This window comes from Microbacterium thalli (assembly GCF_028737325.1).
In the GTDB taxonomy this organism is placed as follows: Bacteria; Actinomycetota; Actinomycetes; order Actinomycetales; family Microbacteriaceae; genus Microbacterium; species Microbacterium thalli.
In genome coordinates, this window is sequence record NZ_JAQZCH010000003.1 from 111,986 (window position 1) to 130,044 (window position 18,059).

Sequence of the window (18,059 nt, forward strand, 5' to 3'; positions counted from 1 at the left end):
GGCCCCGGCTACAGCCGATCCGCGAGGACAGCGGCCCGCCGGTCACCGAGACGCGTGAGGAACAGCGTCGCCGCGCCCGAGCCGGAGAGCGCCAGCTTCTTACGGAACTGCGCGGGGTCCACATCCACGCCCCGCTTCTTGATCTCGAGCGTGCCGATGCCCTCGCGCCGCAGCACCGCATCGATGTCGCGCGTCTTCAGCGGCAGCACCTCGCGCACGCGGAAGGACGCCGCGAACGGCGTGGGATTCGCGTCGTCCGAGGTCATGTACGCCGTGCCGCCGGCGAGCATGCCGGCATCCAGCGTCCGGGCGACCTCGCCGATGAGGCGCGCGCGGATGACCGCGCCGTCGGGCTCGTGCAGGTAGGCGCCGAGGGGTCGTTCCTCGGCGTCGGGGGCGTCGGCGGCCGCGGTGAGCTCGGCGGCGGAGTCGCCCCGCAGCACGAGGGCGGCGCGACGGATGCCGGGCCGGGCCACAGCCCCCGACCACAGCACGAGCTCGATCGTCGACCCGTCGGCGCTGATCCACTGCGCCTCGACGTCGTCGGGGATCTCGTCACGGTCGAATGCGGGGCCCAGTTTGATGCCGGTGGGTACGCGCCGGGCCAGGTCGAAGGCCCACGGCAGCGCAGGCGTGTAGTCGGATGCCGTCAGCCGCCGCGTCTCGCCGTGCCCGGCGGTGCGGCGGGCGGGGTCGAGCCAGACGCCGTCGATGCCGTCGAGGGGCGTCTCTTCGGCGCGCCCGTGGCGCACCCGTGCCGCGTCGCCGAACGGCGCCAGGTTGTACGCGGCGATCGCGGCGGTGATCTCGTCCGCGTCGACCGCGAGCACCTCCAGGCCGATGCCGGCGAGACCGAGCGCGTCGCCGCCGATGCCGCAGCCCAGGTCGGCGACGTGGCGGATGCCGGCGTCGCGGAAGCGTCCCGCGTGACGCGCGGCGACAGCCAGCCGCGTCGCCTGCTCGAGCCCCGCGCGCGTGAACAGCATCCGCTCGGCGAACGGTCCGAACTTCGCGCGGGCCCGCTCGCGCAGGCGCGCCTGGCCGACGGCCGCCGAGACCAGGTCGGGCGAGAGGCCCTCGCGCCGCAAGCGGGACACCGCGGCGGCGGCATCCGTCGTCGACCTGATGTGCAGGGAATCGACGAGCCGCAGCCCCTCGGGGGTCAGCAGGGCGGCGAGCTCGGCGTGATCCACCCGGTCAGCCTACGCCCCGCGCCCTGCCCGATTGGCACTCGCGTTGCGTGAGTGCCAACGTCCCCCTAGACTCGGAGCTGGCACTCTCAGGGTGAGATTGCCAACGAGTCTTGTCGAAGAAAGAGGTAGACCGTGTCGGTTTCCATCAAGCCGCTCGAGGACCGCATCGTCATCAAGCAGGTCGAGGCCGAGCAGACCACCGCGAGTGGTCTGGTCATCCCCGACACCGCCAAGGAGAAGCCCCAGGAGGGCGAGGTCGTGGCCGTGGGCCCCGGCCGCATCGATGACAACGGCAACCGCGTTCCGCTCGACGTCGCCGTCGGCGACCGGGTGATCTACAGCAAGTACGGCGGCACCGAGGTCAAGTTCGGCGCGGACGAGTTCCTCGTCCTCTCGGCGCGCGACGTCCTCGCCGTCGTCGTCCGCTGACGCGCAGCTCTTCTCCGAGGGCCCGGGTGCACACCGCACCCGGGCCTTCGTCGTGGCAGGCGGGCGACGCTCGATGGCAGTCGTGGGCGCGACGCGCGTGTCATGACCGAACTAGAGTTGGCCCGTGACACCCCTCGACCCCGCCCGTGAACGCACGCTCGGCGGGGTCTACGCTTTCGCCGCCTACGTCCTGTGGGGCTTCATGCCCCTGTACTTCCTGCTGCTCGCGCCGATGGGGCCCTTCGAGGTGGTGTCGTGGCGCATCCTGTTCTCGCTGATCTTCTGCGCCGTGCTGCTCACGGTGCTGCGCACTTGGCGCAAGCTGATCGCGATCCTGCGCACACCTCGACTCGTGCTCTGGACGATCGTCGCCGGCATCCTGATCTACATCAACTGGCAGGTCTTCCTGATCAGCACTCTCACCGGACACGTGATCGAGGGCAGCCTCGGGTACTTCATCAACCCGATCGTCACCGTCCTGCTCGGGGTGCTGGTGCTGAAGGAGCGTCTGCGCGCGGCGCAGTGGGTCGCCATCGGCATCGCCGTCATCGCGGTGGGCGTCATCGTCGTCGGCTACGGCTCGTTCCCCTGGATCGCGCTGACATTGGCCGCGAGCTTCGGCACGTACGGTCTCGTCAAGAAGCAGATCGGCCCGTCCGTCGACGCCGTCAGCGGGCTGACGCTCGAGTCGCTGTGGCTCGCCCCCATCGCGATCGTGCAGGCCATCGTCGTCGCCGTGACCGGCGGGCTCGTACTCGGCACGGTCAGCCCCGGCCACACCGCGCTCGTGGCCCTCGCCGGCGTCGTCACCGCCGTGCCGCTGCTGTTCTTCGCCGCCGGCGCCCGCCGCAGCAGCCTCACGGTGATCGGACTGCTGCAGTTCGTCGCGCCGATCCTGCAGTTCATCACCGGTGCGTGGATCCTCGGCGAGCCGATGCCCCTCGAGCGCTGGATCGGTTTCAGCCTCGTCTGGCTCGCGCTCGTCGTGCTCAGCGTCGACTCGCTTCGTGCCGCGCGCCGTCCGCGCCGCAGGAACGACGCCGACGACGTCGCCCCCGTCGTCTGACGTGGCACCGGTCCCACCCGCGTCATCGCGCGGGACGCGGCGGGCCGGAAGTAACGATTCGGTCGCGTAACAGACCGTTAACACATCGCAACATCCCCGATGCAGCGGCGCCACTAGGTTTGACCCAACCTCGCGGAGCTTCGGCCCCGCGGTCCCACTCATCAAGGAGCACAATGGGCGTTCTCACCCGTTCCCGTACCGCGAAGGTCATCGGCGGCATCGCCGTGATCGGCGCGAGTGCACTCGTCCTGGCCGGATGCGCCGGCGGCAGCGAGCCGGCTGCCTCGGGCGACGCCGGCGGCGACGCAGCCGACTTCCCGATCGACTGCGCTGCGGCCGAGCCCGCGTCCTACACGCCCGAGTACAGCTCGACGTCGACAGGCCCCGGCACCGACCTCACGTACACCATCGGCACCGCGCTGCCCCAGACCGGCAACCTCGCCTTCCTCGGCCCGCCCGAGATCTCGGCCACGGAGTACGCGGCGTCGCAGATCAACGCGGCCGGCAAGGGCATCACGATCGACCTCAAGCAGGGCGACTCGGGCGACACCGACAACAAGGCCTACGAGACCGAGATTCCGCGACTGCTGGGCGAAGGTGCCACGGCGATCGTCGGTGCGGCCTCCTCGGGCACGTCGCTGCAGTTCATCGACCAGGTCATCGCGGCCAACGCCATCCAGTTCTCGCCCGCCAACACCTCGGCTGCCTTCACGGGCTACGAGGACAAGGGTCTGTACTGGCGCACCGCCCCCTCCGACGTCCTGCAGGGCGAGGTGCTCGGAAACCTGATCGGCGCCGACGGCAACGAGACGCTCGGCATGATCGTGCTGAACGACTCGTACGGCACCGGTCTCGCGTGCTTCACGAAGGCGGCCTTCGAGGCTGCGGGCGGCGAGGTCGTCGCGACCTCGCTGTACAACACCGGTGACACCAACTTCTCGGCTCAGGTTGAGGACGTGCTGGCCGCCGGCGCCGACGCCATCGCGCTGATCACGTTCGAAGAGGTCAAGACGATCATCCCCGAGCTCATCGGTGCCGACGTGGCTCCCGAGAAGCTCTACTTCGTCGACGGAAACCTCGCGAACTTCACCGACGACTTCGAGCCCGGCACCCTCGCCGGCGCGAAGGGCACCTACCCGGCGGTCGACCCGGCGACGATCTCGTCGTTCCGCGACGAGCTGCAGACGTTCTGGACCGGTGCCGGCAACGCCGAGCTGCAGGACTTCACCTACGCGCCCGAGTCCTACGACGCGGTCGTCCTGCTCGCCCTCGCGGCGCTGCAGGCCGGCTCGACGGCGGGCCCCGACGTCGCAGCGAACCTGCAGTCGGTGTCGGGCGGTGCGGACGAGGGCACGAAGTGCACGACGTTCGCCGAGTGCGCCGACCTGATCATCGCCGGTGAGGCCGCCGACTACGACGGTGTCTCGGGTCCCATCACCTTCAACGAGGTGGGCGACCCCACGGAGGCATCGATCGGTGTCTTCGAGTACGGCGACGACAACAACTACGAGTTCGTCCGCGTCGGCTGATCCCCGCTGCACCCGAAGGGCCCCGGTCGCACGACCGGGGCCCTTCGGCATGCCTGGGCCGGGGCCTGGGCTGGGCTGGGGTTGGGGCTGGGTTGGCAGGTGGTGCCGCTTCGCGGGGTGGAGCGCGTCTCCCGTCCTGACGAGTTCGCGCACGTCGGCATCCCGTCCGAGCATCGCCCACGTCGACGCCGGGTCGGACAGCCGGACACCGTCGAGCGAGGTGACGCCAACGTGGGTCGGAGCGAACTGATGACCCCGGATGCCGCGGCGGCGGGGTGCGCGCTGCGGCGCCATGACCCCGACATCGAGCTCGACGTGCGGCGTCAGCCCCGCTCCCCAGAGAACCGCGGCCGTGCGGCCGCAGAGGAAGGCACCGTCCGACATGACGCGTGCGTATGCTTCTGCATCGGCCAGGACACAGCGCCGGGCCCTGCGGTCGTCGGCGAGGGGCTCCGTGTCCACGACATCCTCCGCGTGTCTGCGGCGGACACCGCGGAACGGCGTCTTGAGGTCGGACGCCCGCAGCCGCTTCGCCAAGACCCCCAGAGCGGATGCCGCCGAGCACGAGAACGCATCGCCCAGGGTGGGAGCCAGGGGCTCGGGAGGTCGCGGCATCCCTCGATCGTCGCGGCCGGCCCCGCGGCGCGGGGGAGCGGCAGTGCGAGGTGTGCGCAACATCCGCGCTCCACGTGCGGGGGGGACGTGGCGCACCCCGCTGCTGCCCTCTCGTGTGGCAGCTCCCGCCGCATGACTCCCCCGGCCGGGGCACCAGCTCTCACGCCAACCCGGCGCCATACCTCGTCGCCAAACAGGTGTTGCCCCCATCCATCGTGGATGAGGGCAACACCTGCCACGCGAAGCCCACTCGAAGTCGGCGCCCAGGCCCAGCCCGAGCCCAGCGCCGTCCGGAGGGGGCCGGGTTCAGGTCCCGAGGGTGCCGAGGTACAGGCCGATGACCTTGGGGTCGTTGAGCAGCTCCCGGCCGGTGCCGGTGTAGGCGTCCCGGCCCTGGTCGAGGACGTATCCGCGGTCGCAGATCTGCAGGCAGCGGCGCGCGTTCTGCTCGACCATGATCGTCGTGACGCCGGCCTTGTTGATCTCGGAGACGCGCAGGAACGCCTCGTCCTGGCGAGACGGCGACAGTCCGGCCGACGGCTCGTCGAGCAGCAGCACGTACGGGTCCATCATCAGCGCGCGGCCCATCGCGACCATCTGGCGCTCGCCGCCCGACAGCGATCCGGCCCGCTGCTGCAGGCGCTTGGCGAGGTCGGGGAAGATCGAGGTCACGAAGTCCGTGCGCTCGGCGACGACCTTGGGTCGCTGGTAGGCGCCCATCTGCAGGTTCTCGGCGATCGTGAGGCTCGGGAACACGTTGTTCGTCTGCGGGACGAACCCGACGCCCTTGGCGACGAGCCGGTTGGCGCGCAGGCCCGTGATCTCGTCGCCGTTGAGCTTGACCGACCCGGACCGCACCTTCACCTGGCCGAAGATCGCCTTGAGCATCGTGGACTTGCCGGCGCCGTTGGGGCCGATGATCCCGACGAGTTCGCCCTTCGCGGCGGTGAGGTTCGCGCCGTTGAGGATATTGACTCCGGGCAGGTAGCCGGCGTGGACGTCGGTCAGCTCGACGACGTTCTCGGTCACTTCTGGTCCTCAGCCTTCTGGTCGGCGGCCGTGCCGGAGGTCGGACCCGAGAGCCCGTCCGTGGCCGGTGCCTCGTCGATCGCCTGGTCGAGCTCGTGCATCGTCTCGACGAGATCGCCCGCCTCGGGCGGCAGGTCGCCGGCGTGGCGCCCGGTGACGACGCCGAGGTCGACGTCCTGGTGGGCGCCGAGGTAGGCGTCGATGACCGCCGGGTTCTGCATGACCGTGTCGGGCGCCCCTTCGGCGACGACGCGGCCTTCCGCCATGACGACGACCCAGTCGGCGATGTGGCGCACCATGTGCATGTCGTGCTCGACGAACACGACGGTCATGCCGAGGTCCTTCAGATCGAGGATGTGGTCGAGCAGCGACTGGGTCAGGGCCGGGTTCACCCCGGCCATCGGCTCGTCGAGCATGACGAGAACCGGGTCGCTCATGAGGGCGCGCGCCATCTCGAGGAGCTTGCGCTGACCGCCCGAGAGCGACGCGGCGAAGTCCTTCTCTTTGGCGTCGAGCTTGAACCGCTTGAGCAGGCCGCGGGCCTTCTCGTCGATCTCGTTCTCCTGCTTGCGCCACAGGAACGGCAGGATGCCGGCGAGCATGCCCTCACCGGTCTGCTTGGGCGCACCGAGCTTCATGTTCTCGAGCACGGTCAGCAGTCCCAGCGACTTCGTCAGCTGGAACGTGCGCACCTGGCCCATCCGCGCCGTCTTGTAGGCGGGGATGCCGGCGAGGTTGTTGCCGTCGAACGACCACGACCCCGCGTTCGGCTTGTCGAAGCCGGTCAGCAGATTGAACAGCGTCGTCTTGCCGGCGCCGTTCGGGCCGATGAGCGCGGTGATGGCGCCGCGCGGGATCTCGAGGTGCTCGACGTCGACAGCGGTCAGGCCGCCGAAGACGCGCGTGACGCCGTCGACGACGATGATCGGGTCGACCTTGGCGACGCCGGGGCGGATCTCGCCGCTGCCGTCGTCTTTGTGCAGGCCGGTCGCCTTGGGGCGCGGCGTCGGGGGTACGACATCAGCGGACAAAGGTCAGCTCCTTCTTGCTTCCGAGGATGCCCTGCGGGCGGAAGATCACCAGCAGCATCAGGGCCACGCCGACGAGCACGAACACGAGCATCTGGCTCTGCTCGGTCGTCAGGAACGGCAGCCATCCGATCTCCACGAGTGCCGGCAGCAGGTTCGACAGGAACGCCCGGACGACCCAGAACAGCACGGCGCCGAGCAGCGGGCCGAAGATGGTCGCCGCGCCGCCGAGCAGCAGCGCGGTCCAGACGTAGAACGTCTGCGAGGTGACGTAGACGTTGGGATTCACGTTCGTGCCCATCGCGGTGACGATGCCGCCGGCCGCGATGATCACGCCGCCGACGATGAGGGCCTGCATCTTGAACGCGAAGACGTTCTTGCCGAGCGAACGCACGGCGTCCTCGTCTTCCCGGATGCCGCGGATGACGCGTCCCCACGGGCTGCGCATGAGCAGCCACACGAGGGTCATGACGATCGCGATCGTGATGATGCCGACGATGATGACCCACCACTGGTCGGACTGGTAGGTCCACGGGCCGAAGCCCCAGCGGCCCGGCGGGAGCGGGTTGCTCGCGCGGAAGCCGGCCTGGAACCCGGAGAGGCCGTCGGCGGATCCGGTCTGGTTGCGGAAGGCCGAGGTGAGGAACAGCAGGCGCAGCACCTCGGCGGCGGCGATGGTGACGATCGCGAGGTAGTCCCCGCGCAAGCGCAGGGTCGGGATGCCCATCACCAGCGCGAACAGGACCGCCGCGATGAGGCCGATGAGCGCGGCGACGGGCCAGGCGACACCGAAGGTCAGGATCGAGATCGCGAAGCCGTAGGCGCCGATCGCCATGAAGCCGGCGACACCCATGTTGAGCAGTCCGGCGAAGCCGAAGTGCACCGAGAGGCCGATGGCCGCGAGGACGTACCCGAGCGTGGCGGGCGCGAGGATCTGCGCCGCCGTGTTGCTGAGGATCTGGAGGATGTTCACGATGCCTATCCGATTCGCTCTCGGCGCCCGAGGAGACCCTGCGGGCGGAACAGCAGGATGACGATCAGCACGACCAGCGCGCCGACGTACTTGAGGTCGGACGGGATCCACAGCGTCGAGACCTCGACGAGCAGTCCGACGATGAGGGAGCCCAGCAGCGCGCCGAAAGCGGTGCCGAGCCCGCCGAGCGTGACTGCGGCGAAGATCAGCAGCAGGATGCTGGTGCCCATGTCCCACTTGATGCCCGGGCGGAAGTAGGCCCAGAGCACACCCGACAGGCCGGCCAGCGCCGCCGCGACGACCCAGACCACCCGGACCACGCCGTCGACATCGATGCCGCTGGCGGCCGCGAGCGACGGGTTGTCCGAGACGGCGCGGGTCGCGCGACCGATGCGCGTGCGCATCAGCCACCACGCGAACCCGGCGATCACGACGAGCGAGACGCCCATGCTCACGAGGTCGGTGACCGTCAGGCGGATGGGGCCGAGACCGGGGATGACCGAGGTCGAACCGCCGGGCAGCTGCGCCGTGCCACCGCCGACGAACATCTGGAAGATGTAGCGGAGGGCGAGCGAGAGACCGATGGAGACGATCATGAGCTGCACGGTGCCGAGGCCGCGGCGGCGCAGGGGGCGCCAGAGCCCGGCATCCATCGTCAATCCGAACAGTGCCGAGACGCCCACCGCCAGGGGGATCGCCACCCAGATGGGCAGCCCCAGCCCGGCCGAGAACAGCAGTGCCGACAGCGCCCCGAAGGTCACCATCTCTCCGTGCGCGAAGTTCGACAGGCCGGTCGTGCCGAACACGAGCGAGAGGCCGATCGCGGCGAGAGCCAGCATGAGGCCGAAGTTGAGGCCGTTGACCGCGCGCGAGAGCAGCTGGTCGACGAAGCTCGTGGTTTGCCGTTCGGCGGCCTCGAGCGTGAAGTTGCGGGTGATGGTGCTCGTCGCACCGAACTCGACCTCGATGGTCGACTCGAAGCCGTCGGGAACCGACACCCCCGAGGGGAGGCTGTCTTCGACGAGCTCGACCGTGTAGGCGACATCTTTGGTCGGAACGCCGATCGAGAAGCTGCCTCTCTCGTTCGTCTCGCCTTCGGCTTCGAAGTCGCCGCCGGTCACGACGACGGTCGCGCCCTCGACGGGCTCACCACCGGTGCGGACGTTGCCCGCGATCGTGAACGGTAACGACTCGGCGTCGTCTCCTGCGGCCATGGCGGGGGAGGCGATGCCCAGAAGTGTCACGGCAGCCAGGAGGCCGGCGATCAACGTCGAGAACATGCGCCTCGGGCGACGAGCAGCGCGCGTCATCGGGGTGATCGCCACTGGCACCTCCTGAGATAAGTGGTCGAACGCGCCGAGAGGTACCGGTTCGGTGGCTTCGGCGACACCTGAACGTATGCGCTGATTGTTGCCTGCGTGTTTCGGGTGCGCAACTTCGGTCGCGGTGTGTCGTATCCGGGATCTGCGACGGGAATTCAGCGGGGCCTCCCGACGCTTAGAATCGTCGAGACTTCAAGGAGCGCGCATGAGCGACTACAACGACCCGTTCGGATTCGTCGGCCTCACGTACGACGACGTCCTCCTCCTCCCGGGGCACACCGACGTCATCCCGTCCGAGGCGGACACCTCGTCGCGGGTGACGCGGCGGATCACGGTGGCCACACCGCTGCTCTCGGCGGCGATGGACACCGTGACCGAGGCGCGACTGGCGATCGCCATCGCGCGCGAGGGCGGCATCGGCATCATCCACCGCAACCTCTCCATCGAGGAGCAGGCCGCGATGGTCGACCGCGTCAAGCGCAGCGAGTCGGGCATGATCACCGACCCGATCACGACGACGCCGGATGCGACGATCGAAGAGGTCGACGCCCTGTGCGGTCAGTACCGCATCTCGGGTCTGCCGGTCGTCGACGACGAGGGGCACCTGCTCGGCATCGTCACCAACCGCGACATGCGCTTCGTCTCGGGCTTCGAGCGCCAGACGACCAAGGTGCGCGACGTCATGACGAGCGAGAACCTCGTCACCGGCCGCGTCGGCATCGGCGCCAACGAGGTCATCGCCCTCTTCGCGCACCACCGGGTCGAGAAGCTGCCCCTCCTCGATGACGACGGCAAGCTCGCCGGCCTCATCACGATCAAGGACTTCGACAAGAGCGAGAAGTACCCCCTCGCCACTAAGGACGACCAGGGCCGCCTGCGCGTCGGCGCCGCCATCGGCTTCTTCGGCGACGCGTGGCAGCGGGCCGAGGCCCTGCGCGACGCCGGTGTCGATGTGATCGTCGTCGATACGGCGAACGGTCAGTCCGCGGGCGTCATCGACATGGTCAAGCGCCTCAAGGCGGATGCATCCTTCGAGCACATCGACGTCATCGGCGGCAACGTCGCCACGCGCGAAGGCGCCCAGGCTCTCATCGACGCCGGCGTCGACGCCGTCAAGGTGGGCGTCGGACCGGGCTCGATCTGCACCACGCGTGTCGTTGCCGGTGTGGGCGTGCCCCAGGTCACCGCGATCTACGAGGCGTCGCTGGCCGCTCGCGAAGCCGGCATCCCGATCATCGCCGACGGTGGTCTGCAGTACTCGGGCGACATCGCCAAGGCTCTCGTCGCCGGTGCGGACTCGGTCATGCTCGGGTCGCTGCTCGCGGGAACCGACGAGTCGCCGGGCGAGATCGTCTTCCAGGGCGGCAAGCAGTTCAAGCAGTACCGCGGCATGGGTTCGCTGGGTGCGCTGCAGACCCGCGGCAAGAAGACCTCGTACTCGAAGGACCGCTACTTCCAGGCGGACGTCCCGAGCGACGACAAGCTCATCCCCGAGGGCATCGAGGGACAGGTCGCCTACCGCGGTCCCGTCTCGGCGGTGGCGTACCAGCTCATCGGCGGCCTGCGTCAGTCGATGTTCTACGTCGGCGCCCGCACGGTCGAAGAGCTGAAGGCGCGCGGCAAGTTCGTCCGCATCACCTCGGCCGGGCTCAAGGAGTCGCACCCGCACGACGTTCAGATCGTCGTCGAGGCGCCCAACTACAAGCGCTGACCTCGCGCGGCGCAGCCCGCCCGGGACGGCGCGCATCGCACCAGCGTGAGCGGAGGAGATCTGTGCACCGGAGGACCGCCGAGAGGCGGCCACCCTCCGAAGCGCAGATCTCCTTCTGCGCGTCAGGCTGTGTGTCCGGCCAGGCCCGCACGCCGAGTCAGCGCGCACGGTGCAGCCCCTGAGCGACGGCGGTCGCGATGAGTCCGTGCACCCGCGGCCAGTCGTCGATGACCTGCGCGTAGGTGACGCGGATGACGTGATAGCCGTGCAGCATGAGCTGCGCGTCGTGCTCGATGTCGGCTGTGCGTTGTCGCCCGACGTGGTGTCCGCCGTCGATCTGCACGACGAGGCGCTCGCCGATGAGCAGGTCGACCGGCCGCCCGAGCAGCCAGACCTGTTGCTGCAACGGCACGCCGAGCCAACGCAACCGCAACGGGAGGATCGTCTCGAGGCCCGAGTCCGAGAACGGTGCTGCCCGTGCCCACAGCTGCCGCGCGGCGGGTGGCAGATCGAGGCGACCGAGGACCTCCCGCGAGGTGAGCTGCAACCGCAACGCTGACTCCCAGATCGCGAGAGCCGGTTCGAGAGGCTGACAACGCGCCACGGTCACCAGGACGTTCTCGATCGTGTCGACGAGAGCATCCGGATGCCGCGGCACGACCGGCTCGTGCCAGTGGACGGTTGCACGCTGTGTCGGGGCTCGACCCGCGTGGGGCCGCGCGGCGACGTGGGGTCGGTCTTCGGCGAGGACCCACAGGCCGAGCCGCCGCGCGGCGCTGACGCACGCGATCACCACGCCGTGGCGTGCGGCGGCGACGAGCTCCGCGTCGGCGTCCGGGAGAGCGACCCACCCGCGGCGCACTCGGCGCAGAGTGCCCGTCTCGATCGCGGTCTGTATCCGGTACCGCGACGCCCCGGCATCGAGGAGTGCGGTGGTCCGAGCGACACCGCCGGTTCGCCGCATCCACGACGCGATTCGCCCCTCGTCCATGACAACGATGCTCGGTGCCGCGGGTCTTCTGGCGCTGGGGCAGGGGACGGATCTGGGGGCGAGTACCCGCGGGCACGCCCTGGGGAGGAGCGATGTGCCCTCCCCTGGGGGGGGGGGGGGGGGGGGCTTGGGTCCGCCCTCGTGGGAGGAGTTCCGCGCGGGGGAGGAGAGCCGGCACGGGAGCCGCCTCCGCTGTGCGAATCTCCTCCGTTCTGCGATGCCACGCTGCTGTGAAGCCTGCGCCACTCCGCAGCATCCGCTACTTCGCAGCTTCCGCTACTCCAGCGCCCGCGCTCGGGAGGAGTTCTGCATGACGGAGGACCTTCGACATGCGAGGCCTCCTCTCATGTGCAGATCTCCTCCGCTACGTCGAGCCCGAGCCCGAGCCCGAGCCCGACCCCGCCTCCCCGCCGTGCTCAGGCGGCCGGCAGGCGGAAGGGAGCGGCGGCACGTGCGGAGCGGTCGAGCGCGAGGTCGGCGAGGGTCGCGCCCACGCCCGGCGCGAACTTGAAGCCGTGCCCCGAGAAGCCCGCGCCCACGACGATCGAGCCGGCGCGGTCGAGCACGAAGGCGCTGTCATCGGTCGAGGTGTAGGTGCACGAGAAGTGGACGGCCGAGGCGGGGTCGAGGCCCGGCATCCATTCGCGCACGTAGTCGACCAGGGTGTCGTGGTGCGTCGTCCGGTGCGGGCGCTCGTCGGGATCGACCACGTCGCCCACCCGATGGAATCCGACCTTCACGCCCTCACCCGGCGTCGGCATGCCGTAGACCGGCGCGGGCCAGCGCGCGGGATCGAGCCGGTGATTGAACGAGGGCCACGGGCCGGTGGTCGGCGCGAAGTGGGCGGGGGACTCCTCGGTGACGATGAGGCGGGGCAGCCGGATGCCGGGCAGCAGGGCCTCGGTCCAGGCTCCGAGCGTCGCGACCACGACATCCGCCTCGAGCCGGTTCCCGTTCGCCAGCGTCACGCGGGCGCCGCGCTCGCCGAGGTCGTCGATGACGCGCACCGGCGAGCTCCATCGGACCTCGCCGCCGGCCGCGAGGATCCGCCGCTCGAGTTCGAGCACCGCCGCCGATGCTCGGGCCACGCCGGCATCCGGCGAGTACAGCACCTCGTCCTCGAACCGCATGCCGGGCCACCGCGCGGCCGCGTCGGTCCCCGAGAGCAGCTGAGCCGGGATGCCGCGTGCGCCGAGTCGACGCGCGATCGTCGCGAGCCCGCCGTCCGCCGTGGACGGGTCGTCGTCCCCGCCGCCGCCGAGGTCGCTGCCGGCCCCGTGGGTCACGAGGCCGTGTCGGCGCAGCAGCGGCTCGCCGTCGACCTCTCCCAGCAGATCCCAGCCTTCGCGCGCCCGCTGCAGCAGGTCGAGGTAGTGGTCGTCGGCGTAGGCGTTGTTGAAGTTGCGCGTCGCGCCGTGCGAGGCGCCGTGCGTGTGTCCGCGTTCGAAGCGCTCGAGCACGATGGGCTGTTCCCCGCGGCGGGTCAGGGACCAGGCCGTCGCGAGCCCCATGATGCCGCCGCCGACGATCACGATGCGTGTCATCCCGCCAGCATCCCATCCGGTCGCCGGATGCCGCGTCCGGACCGGCCGGTAGGCTGAGGGGGTGACCATGGAGATCGAGCTCGGCCGCGCCAAGCGCGCCCGTCGGGCCTACGCGTTCGACGACATCGCGGTCGTGCCCTCGCGGCGCACCCGCAACCCCGAGGACGTGTCGACCGCCTGGTCGATCGACGCGTTCCAGTTCTCCATCCCCGTGCTCGGTGCTCCGATGGACTCGGTCACGAGCCCGCGGACGGCGATCATGCTCGGCCAGCTGGGCGGCCTCGGGGTCCTCGACCTCGAGGGACTGTGGACCCGCTACGACGACCCCGAGCCCCTGCTCGCCGAGATCGCGGCGCTGCCCGAGGCGTCCGCGACGCGTCGCATGCAGGAGCTGTACGCCGAGCCGATCAAGCCCGAACTGGTGCGCGACCGCCTCGCCGAGATCCGCGCCAGCGGTGTCACCGTCGCCGGCTCGCTCACCCCGCAGCGCACGCAGGAGCTGTACGAGACCGTCGTCGCGGCGGGCGTCGACCTTTTCGTCATCCGGGGCACGACCGTCTCGGCCGAGCACGTCTCGAGCGTCGACGAGCCCCTGAACCTCAAGCGCTTCATCTACGACCTCGACGTGCCGGTCATCGTCGGCGGGGCCGCCACCTACACCGCGGCGCTGCACCTCATGCGCACGGGCGCAGCCGGTGTTCTCGTCGGCTTCGGCGGCGGCGCGGCCTCGACCACGCGCGCCACCCTCGGCCTGCACGCGCCGATGGCGACGGCCGTGGCCGACGTCGCCGGGGCACGCCGCGACTACCTCGACGAGTCCGGCGGACGTTACGTCCACGTCATCGCCGACGGCGGCGTCGGAACCTCCGGCGACATCGTCAAAGCACTCGCCATGGGAGCGGATGCCGTCATGCTCGGCGTTGCGCTCGCCCGCGCGACCGATGCACCCGGCCAGGGCTTTCATTGGGGGCCCGAAGCGCACCACTCCCTGCTGCCGCGCGGTCGCCGGGTCGCCGTCGACCAGGTCGCGCCCCTCGAAGAGGTGCTCTACGGCCCGGCTCCCGTCGCCGACGGCACGGCGAACCTCATCGGTGCGCTGAAGAAGTCGATGGCCACCACCGGCTACTCCGACCTGAAGGAGTTCCAGCGCGTGGAGGTCGTCGTCGCGCCGTACAGCGTGCGATGACATGAGCGCTGTTCCCCCCGTTCCCTCCGCGTCGACGACGTTCGCGCCGACGCTGCGCGAGGTCATGCTGCGCCCATGGTGGATCGGCATGCTCGCGTTCGCTCTGCTCGTGGCGGCGGTGTTCGCGTGGCTCGGCCAATGGCAGCTCTCGCGTGCCGTCGACACCTCGCCGCCGGCGCCCGGGCAGACCGAGCAGGTGCGGCCGCTGGCCGACGTGGTCGAACCGGGGGAGTATCTGCCCGAACCACTGGTCGGGCAGCGCGTCGAGGTCCGGGGGTCCTTTGTGCCCGGCGACTTCGATGTCGTCTCGTCGCGCTTCGACCGGGGTATCGAGGGCTTCTGGGTGACGGGGCAGCTGCGCATCGACCCCGGCGACATCGGATCGACCGACCCCACCTCGCTCGCCGTCGCCGTCGGCTGGACCGACGATCGCGCCGAGGCCGAGGCGGCGGCATCCGCTCTCGATGCCGACCCCGCGCGCGACGTGACCGTGACCGGTCGCATCATCTCCGACGAGGGCCCGGCTCTGCCCCCGCGTGGAGCCGACCCGCAGGAGATGACCCGGATGTCGTCGGCGGCGCTGCTGTCGCGATGGAGCGACACCGCAGGCCTCGACGTCTACCGCGGGTACGTCACGTCGGCGGAATCGTTCGGAGGGCTGACGGCGATCGATTCGCCCGCCCCCGACGAACGCTCGAACGTCAACTGGCTCAACATCTTCTACGCCGTCGAGTGGGCGGTGTTCGCGGGCTTCGCGTTCTACATGTGGTACCGCCTCGCGAAGGACGCCTGGGAGAAGGAGCTCGAGGACCTCGAGGACGCCGCCGGCGGCCAGGACCCGGGCGATGCTCCGGCGCGCGATGGCGCCGTGGCCGCGGAAAGCGCACCCTCGTCCCGCGATTAGACTGGATCCCATGCCTCGCGCCCCGAAACTCGCCTCCTTCCCGGCGATCCGGAACGCCCTGCGCTTCTACCAGATCTGCTCGGTCGTCACGGGCGTGGGTCTACTCCTGCTGCTCGCGGAGATGATCCTCAAGTACACCCCCCTCCACACCGAGCTGTTCGCCGGGGGCTCGGGCGGTCTGCTCTGGTTCGCCCCCGTCATCGCGGGTGCCGACTGCGAGTGGTGGTCGCTGTTCCTCCCGCAGACGAACTCCTGCGAGATGCTCTCGACGGGCGACGGGTTCAACATCTCGCTCGCGATCCTCGTCGTGCACGGCTGGTTCTACGTCGTGTACCTGTTCTCGTGCTTCCGCGTGTGGAGCCTCATGCGCTGGGGTTTCCCCCGCTTCATCCTGCTCGCCCTCGGCGGCATCGTTCCCGCACTGTCGTTCTTCATGGAGGCCCGCGTCGGCCGCGAGGTACGGACGTACCTCGCTGAGCGCGAAGCAGCGGAAGCCGCCGCATCCATCCCCGCCACGGAAGGCACCCGGTGACCACCCAGACCGAAACGTCCCAGCGGCCCGTCCTCGTCGTCGACTTCGGTGCGCAGTACGCGCAGCTGATCGCTCGCCGCGTGCGCGAGGCCGGCGTCTACAGCGAGCTCGTCCCGCACACCGCGACCGCGGAGGAGATCGCGGCGAAGGATCCCGTGGGCATCATCCTGTCGGGCGGTCCGTCGTCGGTCTACGAGCCGGGGGCGCCTGCGCTCGATCCCGGCGTGTTCGACCTGGGGGTGCCGACGCTCGGAATCTGTTACGGGTTCCAGGTGATGGCGCAGACCCTCGGCGGCGAGGTCGCGAACACCGGGCTGCGGGAGTACGGCGCAACCGACGCGACGATCGTGACCGAGGGGACGCTGCTCGAGGGGCAGCCGGCGGCGCAGAACGTGTGGATGAGTCACGGCGACCAGGTGTCGCGCGCCCCCGAAGGCTTCGAGGTGCTCGCACGTACCGCGGCGACTCCGGTGGCCGCCTTCGCCAATGACGTCCGGAAGTTCTACGGCGTGCAGTGGCATCCCGAGGTGAAGCACTCGGACCACGGGCAGAACGTCCTCGAGAACTTCCTGCACAAGGCGGCGGGCCTGCCCGCCGACTGGAACAGCGGCAACGTCATCGCCGAGCAGGTCGAGCGCATCCGTGATCAGGTCGGCTCGGGCCGGGTGATCTCGGCGCTGTCGGGTGGTGTGGACTCCGCCGTCTCGACCGCCCTCGTCCACAAGGCGGTCGGCGACAAGCTGACGGCGATCTTCGTCGATCACGGGCTGTTGCGGAAGGGCGAGCGCGAGCAGGTCGAGAACGACTACGTCGCCTCCACCGGTGTGCGCTTGATCACCGTCGACGCGCGCGAGCGCTTCCTCGAGGCACTCGCCGGTGTGAGCGATCCTGAGCAGAAGCGGAAGATCATCGGGCGCGAGTTCATCCGCGCGTTCGAGCAGGCCGAGCGAGACCTCATGGCCGAGGCGGCGGCGGACGGCGAGCCGATCCGCTTCCTCGTGCAGGGGACGCTGTACCCGGATGTCGTCGAATCCGGCGGCGGAGCGGGTACCGCGAACATCAAGAGCCACCACAACGTGGGCGGCCTGCCCGAAGACCTGCAGTTCGAGCTCATCGAACCGCTGCGCACCCTGTTCAAGGACGAGGTCCGCGCGATCGGACGCGAGCTCGGGCTGCCCGAGGCGATCGTCGGCCGGCAACCGTTTCCGGGGCCCGGCCTCGGAATCCGCATCGTGGGCGAGGTCACCGCTGACCGTCTCGAGATCCTGCGTGACGCTGACGCCATCGCCCGGGCTGAACTGACCAAGGCAGGGCTCGACGCGGAGATCTGGCAGTGCCCGGTGGTGCTGCTCGCCGATGTGCGTTCCGTGGGGGTTCAGGGTGACGGCCGCACGTACGGGCATCCGATCGTCCTGCGTCCCGTGTCGAGCGAGGACGCGATGACGGCCGACTGGACGCGGCTGCCGTACGACGTGCTGTCGCGCATCTCGAACCGCATCACCAACGAGGTGCGTGACGTGAACCGCGTGGTGCTCGACGTGACGTCGAAGCCCCCGGGGACCATCGAGTGGGAGTGAGTCGGGGGTGACCTCGACATGAACGGCGGATGCCGCGGCCGAAGGGTCGCGGCATCCGCCGTTTCCGCATCCTGACGCGGATCGCGGGCCACCTGGGCTCACGCGACACGCCCGGGATGTCGCGCCGCTTTGCCACGATGCCAGGAGCCGCGTAACTTATTACTTGTTCGCCCCACAGGGAAGAGCGAAGGGCCGGAAGGCCTACGCCCCCTCAAGCGGAGAACAAAACCCATCCCAAACCTCTTGCGAGAACAAGACGCTTGCGTCTAGGTTGGAAACTCCACCCCGAACTGCAGTCTTCGACTGGCACGGAACACTCGTTCCGGAGACAGACCGAAGCGCACGGCGGTGGAGTATGGTTGTGAAGTTGCCCTCTGGGCTGGCTGTGAGGCTGGTTGGGGGAGCGTCCGATCCTTGAGAACTCAACAGC

The 18,059-nt window shown here is 69.8% G+C and carries 15 protein-coding genes; 8 read left to right on the forward strand and 7 right to left on the reverse strand.

What is annotated here, in order from left to right:
- Positions 1-8 precede the first annotated feature (8 nt).
- A complete protein-coding gene (locus PUW82_RS14730) occupies positions 9-1,193 on the reverse strand; it encodes a THUMP-like domain-containing protein (protein WP_274223074.1) in 1,185 nt (394 codons plus the stop codon).
- Between the two features lie 132 nt (positions 1,194-1,325).
- Between PUW82_RS14730 and groES the strand changes: the two genes are divergently transcribed.
- The 3 genes from groES (at position 1,326) to PUW82_RS14745 (ending at position 4,217) form a co-directional block, all read left to right on the forward strand.
- A complete protein-coding gene (gene groES, locus PUW82_RS14735) occupies positions 1,326-1,622 on the forward strand; it encodes a co-chaperone GroES (protein WP_023954390.1) in 297 nt (98 codons plus the stop codon).
- 124 nt (positions 1,623-1,746) lie between these two features.
- Positions 1,747-2,688 carry an EamA family transporter RarD gene (rarD, locus tag PUW82_RS14740; protein ID WP_274223075.1) on the forward strand — a complete coding sequence of 314 codons (942 nt, stop codon included), beginning with the start codon at positions 1,747-1,749 and terminating at the stop codon, positions 2,686-2,688.
- A 173-nt stretch (positions 2,689-2,861) separates the two neighbouring features.
- Complete coding sequence (locus PUW82_RS14745; RefSeq protein WP_274223076.1) at positions 2,862-4,217, forward strand: ABC transporter substrate-binding protein; 1,356 nt, start codon at positions 2,862-2,864, stop codon at positions 4,215-4,217.
- A gap of 921 nt (positions 4,218-5,138) precedes the next feature.
- Here the strand turns inward: PUW82_RS14745 and PUW82_RS14750 are convergent.
- Genes PUW82_RS14750 through PUW82_RS14765 form a run of 4 tightly spaced genes read right to left on the reverse strand, consistent with a single transcriptional unit; the run spans position 5,139 to position 9,142 of the window.
- Entirely contained in the window at positions 5,139-5,861 is a 723-nt protein-coding gene (locus tag PUW82_RS14750) for an ABC transporter ATP-binding protein (RefSeq protein WP_210006104.1), read from the reverse strand.
- Entirely contained in the window at positions 5,858-6,892 is a 1,035-nt protein-coding gene (locus tag PUW82_RS14755; RefSeq protein ID WP_420792773.1) for an ABC transporter ATP-binding protein, read from the reverse strand. The genes PUW82_RS14750 and PUW82_RS14755 overlap by 4 nt, the downstream gene beginning before the upstream one ends.
- Positions 6,882-7,862: a branched-chain amino acid ABC transporter permease gene (locus PUW82_RS14760; RefSeq protein WP_274223077.1), complete on the reverse strand. Its 981-nt coding sequence runs from the start codon at positions 7,860-7,862 to the stop codon at positions 6,882-6,884. The genes PUW82_RS14755 and PUW82_RS14760 overlap by 11 nt, the downstream gene beginning before the upstream one ends.
- 5 nt (positions 7,863-7,867) lie before the next feature.
- Positions 7,868-9,142, reverse strand: a complete 1,275-nt coding sequence (locus tag PUW82_RS14765) for a branched-chain amino acid ABC transporter permease (protein WP_274223088.1) — start codon at positions 9,140-9,142, stop codon at positions 7,868-7,870.
- 247 nt (positions 9,143-9,389) lie between these two features.
- Between PUW82_RS14765 and guaB the strand changes: the two genes are divergently transcribed.
- Positions 9,390-10,895: an IMP dehydrogenase gene (gene guaB, locus PUW82_RS14770; RefSeq protein WP_274223078.1), complete on the forward strand. Its 1,506-nt coding sequence runs from the start codon at positions 9,390-9,392 to the stop codon at positions 10,893-10,895.
- 157 nt (positions 10,896-11,052) lie between these two features.
- On the opposite strand, the gene PUW82_RS14775 is transcribed toward guaB, so the two are convergent.
- Complete coding sequence (locus PUW82_RS14775) at positions 11,053-11,886, reverse strand: type IV toxin-antitoxin system AbiEi family antitoxin domain-containing protein (protein WP_274223079.1); 834 nt, start codon at positions 11,884-11,886, stop codon at positions 11,053-11,055.
- A gap of 416 nt (positions 11,887-12,302) precedes the next feature.
- Positions 12,303-13,430 carry an FAD-dependent oxidoreductase gene (locus tag PUW82_RS14780; protein WP_274223080.1) on the reverse strand — a complete coding sequence of 376 codons (1,128 nt, stop codon included), beginning with the start codon at positions 13,428-13,430 and terminating at the stop codon, positions 12,303-12,305.
- A 67-nt stretch (positions 13,431-13,497) separates the two neighbouring features.
- Here PUW82_RS14780 and PUW82_RS14785 point away from each other — a divergent pair, with 67 nt between their 5' ends.
- From PUW82_RS14785 to guaA, 4 genes are read left to right on the forward strand one after another with little or no spacing between them, the layout of a single operon-like run.
- The gene (locus PUW82_RS14785) at positions 13,498-14,616 is read left to right on the forward strand and encodes a GuaB3 family IMP dehydrogenase-related protein (RefSeq protein WP_274223089.1); all 1,119 of its coding nucleotides are present in this window, start codon (positions 13,498-13,500) and stop codon (positions 14,614-14,616) included.
- A 1-nt stretch (position 14,617) separates the two neighbouring features.
- Positions 14,618-15,520, forward strand: a complete 903-nt coding sequence (locus tag PUW82_RS14790; protein ID WP_274223081.1) for an SURF1 family protein — start codon at positions 14,618-14,620, stop codon at positions 15,518-15,520.
- Between the two features lie 10 nt (positions 15,521-15,530).
- Entirely contained in the window at positions 15,531-16,052 is a 522-nt protein-coding gene (locus PUW82_RS14795; protein WP_274223082.1) for a DUF3817 domain-containing protein, read from the forward strand.
- Positions 16,049-17,629 carry a glutamine-hydrolyzing GMP synthase gene (gene guaA / locus PUW82_RS14800; RefSeq protein WP_274223083.1) on the forward strand — a complete coding sequence of 527 codons (1,581 nt, stop codon included), beginning with the start codon at positions 16,049-16,051 and terminating at the stop codon, positions 17,627-17,629. The genes PUW82_RS14795 and guaA overlap by 4 nt, the downstream gene beginning before the upstream one ends.
- The last annotated feature ends 430 nt before the right edge of the window (positions 17,630-18,059 follow it).

Coding starts and splice junctions, on each gene's coding strand:
- PUW82_RS14745 (WP_274223076.1), top strand. CDS start 2,862: ATGGGCGTTCTCACCCGTTCCCGTACCGCGAAGGTCATCGGCGGCATC.
- guaB (WP_274223078.1), top strand. CDS start 9,390: ATGAGCGACTACAACGACCCGTTCGGATTCGTCGGCCTCACGTACGAC.
- PUW82_RS14785 (WP_274223089.1), top strand. CDS start 13,498: ATGGAGATCGAGCTCGGCCGCGCCAAGCGCGCCCGTCGGGCCTACGCG.
- PUW82_RS14765 (WP_274223088.1), bottom strand. CDS start 9,142: ATGTTCTCGACGTTGATCGCCGGCCTCCTGGCTGCCGTGACACTTCTG.
- PUW82_RS14790 (WP_274223081.1), top strand. CDS start 14,618: ATGAGCGCTGTTCCCCCCGTTCCCTCCGCGTCGACGACGTTCGCGCCG.
- PUW82_RS14775 (WP_274223079.1), bottom strand. CDS start 11,886: ATGGACGAGGGGCGAATCGCGTCGTGGATGCGGCGAACCGGCGGTGTC.
- PUW82_RS14780 (WP_274223080.1), bottom strand. CDS start 13,430: ATGACACGCATCGTGATCGTCGGCGGCGGCATCATGGGGCTCGCGACG.
- PUW82_RS14795 (WP_274223082.1), top strand. CDS start 15,531: ATGCCTCGCGCCCCGAAACTCGCCTCCTTCCCGGCGATCCGGAACGCC.